Below are 10,853 nucleotides of genomic sequence, written 5' to 3' on the forward strand. Positions count from 1 at the left end.
GCCCTGCGCCGCGCCCGCACCGACATCCGCGCCCCCGAGGCCGGCATCGTCAACCGCCGCACCGCCCGGGTCGGCGCCTCGGTCACGGCGGCGGGGGAGCCGCTGTTCCGCCTCATCGCCCGCGGCGAGATCGAGCTGGAGGGCGAGGTGCCCGAGACCGCGCTCGCCCGCATCAAGGTCGGCGATCCGGCGAGCCTCGATCTCGACGACGGCCGCCAGCTGCGCGGCAAGGTCCGCCGGGTCTACCCGGAGGTCGACCGGGCGACCCGGCTCGGCAAGGTCCGCATCCGCCTCTCCGACGATCCGGCCCTGCGCATCGGCGCCTTCGCCCGCGGCAACGTGGAGGTGGCGCGCCGGGAGGGTCTCGCGGTCCCGGTCTCCAGCCTGCTCTACGCGGCGGACGGCAGGGCCAGCGTGCTGGTCGCCAAGGACGGGCGGGTCGAGGCGCGCGCCGTCACCTCCGGCCTCACCTCCGAGGGCTTCACCGAGATCCGGTCGGGCGTCGCGGCCGGCGAGAGCGTCGTGGCCCGGGCCGGCAGTTTCCTACGCGACGGCGACCGGGTGCGGGCGGTCTCCGCTCCCACAAACACGCCCATGAGCGCGCCCGTCAGCGCCCCGATGGCCGACGCGGCCCCGCGGTAGGACCAGAGACATGCGCCTCAACGTCTCCGCCTGGGCGATCCGGAAGCCGCTGCCCTCGGTGGTGCTGTTCCTGGTCCTGATGATCCTGGGGCTGGTCAGCTTCCGCGCCCTGCCGATCACCCGGTTCCCGAACATCGACATCCCGATCGTCTCGGTGACGATCACCCAGTCCGGCGCGGCGCCGGCCGAGCTTCAGACCCAGGTCACCAAGTGGGTCGAGGATTCCGTCGCCGGGGTGAAGGGCGTCAAGCACATCCTGTCCACCATCACCGAGGGCATCTCGACCACGACGATCGAGTTCCGCCTGGAGGTGAACCAGGACCGGGCGACCAACGACGTCAAGGACGCGCTCAGCAAGATCCGCCAGAACCTGCCGCGGACCATCGACGAGCCGATCGTCTCCCGGGTCGAGATCGCCGGCCTGCCGATCATGGTCTACGGCGCCTCCGCGCCTGCGATGACGCCCGAGGACCTGTCGTGGTTCGTGGACGACGTGGTCGCCCGGGGCCTGCAGAGCGTGAAGGGCGTCGGCGGCGTCGAGCGCCTGGGCGGCGTCGCCCGGGAGATCCGGGTCACCCTCAAGCCCGACCGCCTGCTGGCGCTCGGCATCACCGCGGCGGACGTGAACCGGCAGCTGCGCCTGACGTCGGCCGACATGGCGGGCGGGCGCGGCGAGGTCGGCGGGCAGGAACAGTCGATCCGCGCGCTCGCCGCCTCGGCGAGCCTCGACACCCTGGCCAAGACCTCGATCGTGGTGCCGGGCAACCGCAAGGTCCGGCTCGACGAGCTGGCGACCCTGTCGGACACCGCCGAGGAGCCGCGCACCTTCGCGCGCTTCAACGGCGAGCCGGTCGTGGCCTTCGCGGTCTCCCGGGCCAGCGGCGCCAGCGACGCCGACGTCTCGGTCGGGGTCGCCAAGAAGATCGCCGCGCTCCACGCGGCCAACCCGGACGTGCGCTTCGACCTGATCGACACCAGCGTCGTCAACACCATCGGCAACTACCACTCGGCCATGATGGGCCTGATCGAGGGCGCGGCCCTCGCGGTCGTCGTGGTGCTGCTGTTCCTGCGCGACTGGCGCGCCACGCTGATCGCCGCCGTGGCGCTGCCGCTCTCGGTGCTGCCGACCTTCTGGGTGATGAGCACGCTCGGCTTCTCGCTCAACGCCGTAAGCCTGCTGGCGATCACGCTGGTCACCGGCATCCTGGTGGACGACGCGATCGTGGAGATCGAGAACATCGTCCGGCACATGCGGATGGGGAAATCGCCCTATCGCGCCTCCCTGGAGGCCGCCGACGAGATCGGGCTCGCGGTCATCGCCATCACGGCGACAATCATCGCGATCTTCTCGCCGGTCTCGTTCATGGGCGGCATCGCGGGCCAGTATTTCAAGCAGTTCGGCCTGACCATCGCGGCCGCCGTGTTCATGTCGCTGCTGGTGGCGCGGCTGATCACGCCGCTGCTCGCCGCCTACTTCCTGCGCGACCACGGCCCCGACCACACGACGGACGGGATCGTGATGCGCGGCTACACCCGGCTGGTGGCCTGGTCGGTCCGGCACAAGTTCATCACGCTGATCCTCGGCATCGCGTGCTTTGCCGGCTCGATCGCCTCCACGGGGCTCCTGCCGGCGGGCTTCCTGCCGGCGGAGGACCAGGCGCGCACGCTGTTCGTGCTGGAGCTGCCCCCGGGCGCCCGGCTGCCCGACACGGTGAAGCTCAGCGACGCGATCGAGCAGAAGATCCGGGCGCTGCCCGAGGTGAAGAGCGTGTTCGTGGATGGCGGCCGGCAATTGCCCGGCAAGAAGGAGGTCCGGCTCGCGACGCTGACCATCAACCTCACGCCGAAGAACACCCGGCACCGCACGCAGAAGCAGGTCGACGCGGAGATCGCCGCGATCCTGCGCGAGGAGCCCGACATCCGGTTCTGGGCCCTGCGCGAGAGCGGTCAGCGCGACATGGCGCTGATCATCGCCGGGCCCGACAAGGCCGTGGTGGCCGATGTCGCGGCCAAGCTCCAGCGCGAGGCGGCCCAGATCCCGCACCTCGTCAACGTGATGTCGACGGCCCCGCTCGACCGGACCGAGATCCGCATCCGCCCGAAAGCCGGCGTCGCCGCCGATCTCGGCGTCTCCACCGACACCATCGCGGAGACCGTGCGGGTCGGGACGATCGGCGACATCGGCATGAACCTCGCCAAGTTCAACGCCACCGACCGGCAGGTGCCGATCCGGGTGCAACTGCCCGAGAGCCTGCGCGGCCGGCTGTCCGAACTCGAGACCCTGAAGGTCCCGGTGAAGGGCGGCGCCGCGGTGCCGCTGGCGACGGTGGCCGACATCAGCCTCGGCCAGGGTCCCACCGGCATCGACCGCTACGACCGCTCCGTGCGCGTCGCCATCGAGGGCGACATGCAGGGCACCGACGCGCTGGCCGAGCTGATCAAGCAGGTCATGAACCTGCCCACCGCCAAGAACCTGCCGCCCGGGGTGACGATCAGCCAGACCGGCGACGCCGAGGTGATGGGCGAGGTGTTCGAGGGCTTCGCGCTGGCCATGGGCGCCGGCCTGATGATGGTGTTCGGCGTGCTGATCCTGCTGTTCGGCAACTTCCTGCAGCCGCTCACCATCCTGTTCTCGCTGCCGCTCTCCATCGGCGGCGCGATCCTGGCGCTGCTGATCTGCAACATGCCGATCTCGATGCCGGTGGTGATCGGCATCCTGATGCTCATGGGCGTGGTGACCAAGAACGCGATCATGCTGGTCGATTTCGCGGTCGAGCAGATCCATGCCGGGGTCGACCGCACCACCGCGATCGTCGATGCCGGCCGCAAGCGCGCCCGGCCGATCGTGATGACCACCATTGCGATGGCCGCCGGCATGGTGCCCTCCGCGATGGCGTTCGGCATCGGCGGCGAGTTCCGCGCCCCGATGGCGGTGGCGGTGATCGGCGGCCTGATCGTCTCGACCGTGCTGTCGCTGGTGTTCGTGCCGGCGATCTTCGTGCTGATGGACGACCTCTCGCGCCTGCTCGGGCGGCTGTTCGGCCGCTTCGTGGGCGAGCGGGACGACCCGCAGGACGAGCCGGGCTACGACGAGGCGCGGCATCCGGCCAATGACGGCCGGGCGCTGCCGCCGCGGATCGCCGCGGAATAGGCATAAGCCCGACGACGCCCCCTGGCTGAAGGGGTGTTGAACCCGACCAGACGCGTATCATCTGACACGCTCCGTTGCCGCGGCGGAATGGCGTCGTAGGCCTTTTCTCTTATATTCTGTTCCGCAGGGCTGGTGGAGCAGATCGCGAAAGGGGAGGCGAACGTGTCAGTGTTCATCGTCGTCTCGACGCGGGCGCCGTGCGAGGGACTCAAGCGGCAGATAGAAGTTTCGATTCCGGAAGGGAAATTCCACGAACTCAATGAGACAGCGTGGATGGTAGACTACGAAGGGACCACACGCGATCTCGCTCAAAAATTGTCGATCACCAGTGGCGCGAATAGCGCCGCCGTTGTTTATCTGGTCTCAAATTATTCTGGACATGCATCGCCTTTTATCTGGGAATGGCTGAAGGCACGTCCGGGAACGCGAAGTGATTGACCATGGCCGGCTCGCGGCAAACAGGGCCAAGACAACCTGTCCCAGCTCCAGAGTTCGATGTTCCGAGCCCTTCGCCTGCTCCGAAAAGCGATGATTTCGCGTATGCGATGTCATCAGATCTGAAGGCAGGCCAATCACAAATCAAAGAGGCCCTGAAAAACCTCAAAGAGAAAATCGATTCTCAATCTTCGAAGTTTGAGAAGGTCGAAGATCTCCGCGTCGCGGTTGGCAAGCTCGAAATCAGCGTGTCTCATCTGAATGGTGAATTGGGATCGGCCCGTGAAAAACTCGACAAAGTACGCGGTTGGATGTTCTGGACTGCAGGCGCCATCGCGGTGATCGGGATTCTTACACCGCTCGTCATCGCGAGAGCGTGGCCTGTCCCGTCCTCCCCTGCGCCAACTCCGATCACGCAATCGGCACCCACGAATAGCCCGCCCCCCGGCAAAGGCGGGCGCTAGATTCGTTCTTACGCATCACCCAACTGCATTGCGCGCGGGGCCCGGATGGGTGTGAGTCGCGCCCAACGAATCAACGGGGAATCGGGAAGCATGTCGGGTGGTCACGGGGCGATCGAGGGTTCGAACAAGCGCGTCGCGCTGCTGATCTCGATCCTGGCTTTGTTCCTCGCCTTCAGCGAGACCCTGGGCAAGGCGGCGCAGACGGATTCGATCGGCTCGAATGTCGAGGCGGCCAACCAGTGGGCCTATTTCCAGGCGCGCACGATCCGCTCGACGGTGCTCAAGACCGCCGACGAGGCGATCGCGCTGGTGCCGCCCGGCCCGAACCAGGACGCGATCGCGGCCAAGCGCGCCGAATGGGCCAAGACCCTGGCGCGCTGGGAATCCGAGCCCGCCACCGGCGAGGGCCGCAAGGAGCTGACCGCGAAGGCCCGCGCCTCCGAGGAGCGGCGCGACCTGTCGCTGCTGCGCTACCACCATTATGAATTGGCCTCCGCGGCCTTCCAGATCGGCATCGTGCTCGCCTCGGCCGAGGTGATCACCGGCATCGCCATCCTGGTCTTCGCGGGCGGGTTCCTGGGACTTGCCGGGGCGGCGCTGCTCGGCTTCGGCTACCTGGCGCCGCACGCCCTGCCGTTCTTCCACTGAAGCATCGTCCCTTCCACCAAAGCATCGTCCCGGACGGGGGTGACCCGCCCCCGGATTGATGCTCTGACTCGGTGAACGACGTGCGCGCGGCCCGGGGCCGCGACAGCCGTCACGGTTTCACCGGGGGGACGTTGCGCGATGGCCGACAGGGACGACGAACAGCAGGGGCGCCTGACGCGGATCGCCAGCGGGATCTTCCTCCACACCGAGCACGCGATCTACGCGGCGCTCGGACTGCTCCTGGCGGTCACGGCCCTTGTCGCGCTGGTCGAGGCAGCCGGGTTGACCTGGGAGGCGCTGCGCTCCCTCGGGGGCGCCACGCAGATCCTGGAGGTCATCGACCGGCTGCTGTTCCTGCTGATGCTGATCGAGATCCTGCACACCGTGCGGGTCTCGATGCGGTCCGGCAAGCTGACCTGCGAGCCGTTCCTGATCGTCGGCCTGATCGCCTCGATCCGACGGGTGCTGGTAATCACCCTGCAATCCTCGGAGATCACCCACGCCAAGGACTGGTCCCCGGAGAAGCAGGCGCTGTTCAACGCCTCGATGATCGAGCTCGGCGTGCTGGCCGGGCTGATCCTCACGATGGTTCTGGCGATCTTCATGCTCCACCGCGCCCGCGACGACGGCAAGCCGGCGGGCGAGGAATCGGAGGAGCATGCCGGGGCTTGAGCCCCCTCAGTTCAACCGCAGGATCGCGGCGTTGAGCAGCGTCGCGAAGGCGACCCAGGCGGCGTAGGGCACGAGCAGCCAGGCCGCCGCCTGGTCGAACCGCCAGGTCAGGCGGATCGACCACAGCACCATCACCAGCAGCATCGCCACGACGATCAGCCCCGAGCCGATGGCGTGGGCGGTGAAGAACACCGGTGTCCAGGCCGCGTTCAGCACGAGCTGGACCAGGAAGGCGGCGAGCGCCAGCCACCAGCCCTCGCGGCTCGGCCCGGTGCGGGGCATCGCGCCGAGCAGCCGCCACAGCGCGACGGCGATCATCGTGTAGAGCACCGTCCAGGCCACGGGGAAAAGCCAGTTCGGCGGGTTGAAGGACGGCTTGTTCAGGCTCGCGTACCAGCCCGGGATCTCCGCCTGGGTCGCCGCAGAGCCGATCGCGGCGGTGATCACCACCGGCACGATCGCGGCGGCCAGCCGCATCCAGCGCGGCAGGGCCGAACCCTCGGGAACTTGTGTCGCGGCCCGCATCGTCGTTCGTTCTCCGTGGGAGCCGCGTCCCGATACGCGCCTGCGGGCTCTCGGGATGCGGCACAATCCAGATTGCACAGGTTGCAGGGACGCATGCGCCGTGGCACGCGCCCGTTTCCATCCGCCGGAATCGCCAGATGTCACAGCCTAACGCGCCGCAAGGGGATACGGATACCGGCAACGGCACGCCGGCGGGCTTCTCCCGCCGCAGCCTCGCCGCGCAGGCCATGGGCCGGATCGAGCCCGAGACCCGCGCGGTGGTGATGCCGCTGCACCTCTCCACCACGTTCATCCGCGACCCCGACAACGGCTACAGCTCGGGCTACTGCTACGCCCGGCCCGACAACGCCACCGTGCGCGAGGCCGAGGCCGTGCTGGCGATGCTGGAGGGGGCGCAGGCCGGCGCCCTGCTGTTCGGCTCCGGCATGGCGGCGGCGACCGCCGTGTTCGGCGCCCTGGAGCCGGGCGACCACGTCGTCGCCGGCACCGTGATGTACTGGGCGCTCAAGCGCTGGCTGCGCGAGGAGGCGCCCCGCCGCGGGCTGGGCCTGACCTTCGTGGACACCGACGACCTGGAGGCCCTGCGCGCCGCGATCGAGCCCGGCCGGACCAAGCTCGTCTGGATCGAGACCCCCGGCAACCCGCTCTGGACCGTGACCGACATCGCGGCCGCCGCCGAGATCGCCCACGCGGCCGGAGCGCGGCTGGCGGTCGATTCCACGGCGGCCTCGCCGGTCCACACCCGCCCTCTGGAGCTCGGCGCCGACGTCGTGATGCATTCCGGCACCAAGATCCTGAACGGCCATTCCGACGTGGTGGCGGGCGTGCTCGCCGGCGCGCAGGCCGACGCGTTCTGGGAGCGGATCCGGGGCATCCGCGCCGGCAGCGGCGGAATTTTGGGGCCCTTCGAGGCCTACCTGCTGATGCGCTCGCTCCGGACCCTGCACCTCCGGGCCGCGGCGCAATCGGCGGGCGCCCTGCGGCTCGCCGAGCGCCTGAGCCTGCATCCGCATGTGAGCCACGTCCTGTATCCGGGCCTGCCCGACGATCCCGGGCACGCGGTGGCGCGCCGGCAGATGCAGGACGGCTTCGGCTTCATGCTGTCGATCCGGGTGGCGGGCGGCGAGGCCGCCGCGATCGCCACCGCGGCACGGGTGCGGCTGTGGAAGCGCGCGACCTCGCTCGGCGGCGTCGAGAGCCTGATCGAGCACCGGGCTTCGGTGGAGGGGCCGGGCAGCCCCTGCCCGCCTGACCTGCTGCGCCTGTCCACCGGGATCGAGGACACGCAGGACCTGTTCGACGACCTCGACCAGGCCCTGCGCGGGGCGCACGACGACTGACGCGGGCGCGCGTGGTGCCGAAAGCCGTCCTGGCGCGTTGTGCCGGCAATTCCGCCGGCGACCATCGCCACAGACCGCGAGCCTCACGATCATGCCTGTCCCCTTCCGTGCCGCCGTCCCCGGGGCGCTCGCGCTCCTGGCCCTCGCCTCCGGATCCGCCCGGGCCGACACGGTGCCGAACCTCGACGTGGAGTCGACCTGCAAGTCGGCGCAGGTCGCCAACACCTCGATCAGCGATCAGGCCAACTACGACGGCTGCCTCCGGTCCGAGCGGGAGGCCAAGCGCCAGGCCGCGAACAATTGGGGCAACTACAGCCCCGCGGCCAAGCGCCAGTGCGAGAACCAGTTCAAGGCCGGGGGCTACCCGTCCTACGTCGAGATGGTGACCTGCCTGGAACTGGCCTCCGGCTCGGTGCCGACCCAGTCCGGCCAGGGCGGCACGGCCACCAGCGGCCCCGGCGCGCCCAAGGACGGCACGGCGCCTCGGGAAGGCGGGGCCAACCTGACCAAGGAGCCGCCCGCCAGCCAGCGCACGAACCCGATCGAGGTTCTGGAGAACAAGTAGGCCGCATACCAAGCCCCCGGCGCGCCCGGGGGCGCAAAAGCCGACCGCATCATGGTATGCGCGGGTTCCCCCCGCGCGCAGCCCCGACCCGATCCGTGAACGCCCTCGCCATCATCGCCCCGATCTTCGGGATCGTCCTGATCGGCTGGGGCGCGGCGCTCACCGGCCTGCTCTCCGACAAGGTGAGCGACGGCCTGTCGGAATACGTGTTCGCGGTGGCGGTGCCGGCCCTGATCATCGCCACGCTGACCCGGCCTGGGATGACCGGCGAGATCGCCTGGACCTACTGGGCCGCCTATTTCGGCGGGGCGGGCGTGTCCTGGTTCGTGGGTACGCTGATCGCCCGGCGGCGCGCCGGGATCGAAAGGCGCGGCGCGATCCTGCACGGCTTCGCGGCCAGCCAGTCGAACACCGTGTTCGTCGGCGTTCCGATGATCCTCCAGGCCTATGGCGAGGACGGCGCCTTTCCGCTGTTCATGCTGCTCGCCGTCCACCTGCCGCTGATGATGGGCTGCGCCACCTTCCTGATCGAGTCCGATTCCGGCCTGCCGGTCCTGGCGCGCCTGCGCGGCCTCGCCCTGGTCCTGCTCAAGAACCCGATCTTCGTGGCGCTCCTGATCGGCATGGCCATGAAGGGTCTCGGAATCACCCCGGCCGGGATCCCCAAGGCCCTGATCGACGCCTTCGCGGGCACCGCCTCGACCTGCGCGCTGGTGGCGCTCGGCGCTGGGCTCAAGCGCTACCGGGTGCTGTTCGACCTCAAGGGTGCGCTGGTGATCGCATGCCTGAAGAACCTGCTGCACCCGCTGGCCGTATGGGTGCTCGCCTTCCACGTCTTCAGGATGCCGACGGCTTACGCGGGCGTCGCCACCCTGTTCGCCGCCATGCCGGTGGGGATCAACGCCTACCTGCTGGCCGCCCGCTACCGGACCGAGACCGGGATGGTCGCGGCCTCGGTGCTGGTCTCGACCCTGATGGCGCCGCTGACGACCCTCCTGTGGCTGACGATCCTCGGCCGGGCGTGACGCTCGGAGCCCAGCGTCACCGGGCGCATTGGACGGCAGGCCGTCCGGGTCTAGGTTGACGTCAAGCGCGGGGCCGAAGCCCGCCACACCCTGTCGGCGAGGAAATCCCATGAACGCTCCGATGCGCCCCCCGGGCAGCGCCTCCCCGTCCGCCCCGGCCTCGGCGCGCTTCGTCTGGGAGGACCCGTTCCTGCTGGACGACCAGCTCACCGAGGACGAGCGGGCGATCCGCGACGTGGCCCAGAGCTTCGCGCAGGAGCAGCTCCTGCCGGGCATCGTCGAGGCCTATGCCGAGGAGAAGACCGATCCCGGGCTGTTCCGGAAGATGGGGGAGCTCGGCCTGCTCGGCGTGACCCTGCCGGAGGAATACGGCTGCGCCGGCGCCTCCTACGTCGCCTACGGGCTGGTGGCGCGGGCCGTCGAGGCGGTTGATTCCGGCTACCGCTCGATGATGAGCGTGCAATCCTCCCTCGTGATGTACCCGATCCATGCCTACGGCTCGGAGGAGCAGCGCCAGAAATTCCTGCCGAAGCTCGCGTCCGGCGAATGGATAGGCTGCTTCGGCCTGACCGAGCCCGATGCCGGCTCCGATCCCGCGGGCATGAAGACCAAGGCGGAGAAGATCGACGGCGGCTACCGGATCTCGGGCGCCAAGATGTGGATCTCGAACGCCCCCTTCGCGGACGTGTTCGTGGTCTGGGCGAAGTCCGACGCGCATGAGGGCGCGATCCGCGGCTTCCTGCTCGAGAAGGGCATGAAGGGCCTCTCCGCGCCGACCCTGAAGGGCAAGCTGTCCCTGCGCGCCTCCACCACCGGCGAGATCGTCATGGAGGGCGTCGAGGTCGGCGAGGACGCGCTGCTCCCCGACGTCTCGGGGCTGAAAGGTCCGTTCGGCTGCCTCAACCGGGCGCGCTACGGCATCTCCTGGGGGGCGATGGGCGCCGCGGAGGATTGCTGGCACCGGGCGCGCAACTACACCCTGGAGCGCAAGCAGTTCGGTCGGCCCCTGGCGCAAACGCAGTTGGTCCAGAAAAAGCTCGCCGACATGCAGACCGAGATCACCCTCGGGCTTCAGGCCTCCCTGCGGGTCGGGCGGCTGATGGACGAGGGCCGGATGGCCCCCGAGATGATCTCGCTGATCAAGCGCAACAATTGCGGCAAGGCCCTCGATATCGCACGCACCGCCCGCGACATGCACGGCGGCAACGGCATCATGGGCGAGTACCACGTGATGCGCCACGCCCAGAACCTCGAGACGGTGAACACCTACGAGGGCACCCACGATGTCCACGCGCTGATCCTGGGCCGGGCGCAGACGGGGCTGCAGGCGTTTTTTTAAGACTTGGGGACGGAGCCCCTCCCCCGCCGCGTCACCTCTCACCCACC

11 protein-coding genes are annotated in these 10,853 nt (G+C 69.3%); 10 read left to right on the forward strand and 1 reads right to left on the reverse strand.

Annotated elements, in window-relative coordinates:
- From FV228_RS10725 to FV228_RS10750, 6 genes are all read left to right on the forward strand, one after another.
- A partial coding sequence (locus tag FV228_RS10725) for an efflux RND transporter periplasmic adaptor subunit (RefSeq protein ID WP_147854614.1) occupies nt 1-642 on the forward strand: 642 nt, incomplete at its 5' end.
- Between the two features lie 10 nt (nt 643-652).
- Nucleotides 653-3,793 carry an efflux RND transporter permease subunit gene (locus tag FV228_RS10730; protein WP_147854615.1) on the forward strand — a complete coding sequence of 1,047 codons (3,141 nt, stop codon included), beginning with the start codon at nt 653-655 and terminating at the stop codon, nt 3,791-3,793.
- Nucleotides 3,794-3,955: 162 nt separating this feature from the next.
- Nucleotides 3,956-4,231 carry a hypothetical protein gene (locus tag FV228_RS10735; RefSeq protein WP_147854616.1) on the forward strand — a complete coding sequence of 92 codons (276 nt, stop codon included), beginning with the start codon at nt 3,956-3,958 and terminating at the stop codon, nt 4,229-4,231.
- On the forward strand, nt 4,228-4,692 hold the full coding sequence (locus tag FV228_RS10740) for a DUF1515 family protein (protein WP_187277699.1): 465 nt from the start codon (nt 4,228-4,230) through the stop codon (nt 4,690-4,692). The genes FV228_RS10735 and FV228_RS10740 overlap by 4 nt, the downstream gene beginning before the upstream one ends.
- Before the next feature lie 90 nt (nt 4,693-4,782).
- Complete coding sequence (locus tag FV228_RS10745) at nt 4,783-5,340, forward strand: DUF4337 domain-containing protein (RefSeq protein ID WP_147854618.1); 558 nt, start codon at nt 4,783-4,785, stop codon at nt 5,338-5,340.
- Between the two features lie 138 nt (nt 5,341-5,478).
- On the forward strand, nt 5,479-6,012 hold the full coding sequence (locus FV228_RS10750) for a phosphate-starvation-inducible PsiE family protein (protein ID WP_147854619.1): 534 nt from the start codon (nt 5,479-5,481) through the stop codon (nt 6,010-6,012).
- A 6-nt stretch (nt 6,013-6,018) separates the two neighbouring features.
- On the opposite strand, the gene FV228_RS10755 is transcribed toward FV228_RS10750, so the two are convergent.
- Nucleotides 6,019-6,537, reverse strand: coding sequence for a TspO/MBR family protein (locus tag FV228_RS10755; RefSeq protein ID WP_147854620.1), 519 nt, complete (start codon nt 6,535-6,537; stop codon nt 6,019-6,021).
- A gap of 137 nt (nt 6,538-6,674) precedes the next feature.
- Between FV228_RS10755 and FV228_RS10760 the strand changes: the two genes are divergently transcribed.
- The 4 genes from FV228_RS10760 to FV228_RS10775 all read left to right on the forward strand — a co-directional run bounded on the left by FV228_RS10760 (nt 6,675) and on the right by FV228_RS10775 (nt 10,806).
- Entirely contained in the window at nt 6,675-7,877 is a 1,203-nt protein-coding gene (locus FV228_RS10760) for an aminotransferase class V-fold PLP-dependent enzyme (protein WP_147854621.1), read from the forward strand.
- A 91-nt stretch (nt 7,878-7,968) separates the two neighbouring features.
- Nucleotides 7,969-8,442 carry a hypothetical protein gene (locus tag FV228_RS10765; RefSeq protein ID WP_147854622.1) on the forward strand — a complete coding sequence of 158 codons (474 nt, stop codon included), beginning with the start codon at nt 7,969-7,971 and terminating at the stop codon, nt 8,440-8,442.
- Between the two features lie 95 nt (nt 8,443-8,537).
- Nucleotides 8,538-9,467 carry an AEC family transporter gene (locus FV228_RS10770; protein ID WP_147854623.1) on the forward strand — a complete coding sequence of 310 codons (930 nt, stop codon included), beginning with the start codon at nt 8,538-8,540 and terminating at the stop codon, nt 9,465-9,467.
- Nucleotides 9,468-9,576: 109 nt separating this feature from the next.
- Complete coding sequence (locus FV228_RS10775) at nt 9,577-10,806, forward strand: acyl-CoA dehydrogenase (RefSeq protein ID WP_147854624.1); 1,230 nt, start codon at nt 9,577-9,579, stop codon at nt 10,804-10,806.
- Nucleotides 10,807-10,853: the final 47 nt, after the last annotated feature.

Source organism: Methylobacterium sp. WL18 (genome assembly GCF_008040015.1).
GTDB classification, from domain to species: Bacteria; Pseudomonadota; Alphaproteobacteria; order Rhizobiales; family Beijerinckiaceae; genus Methylobacterium; species Methylobacterium mesophilicum.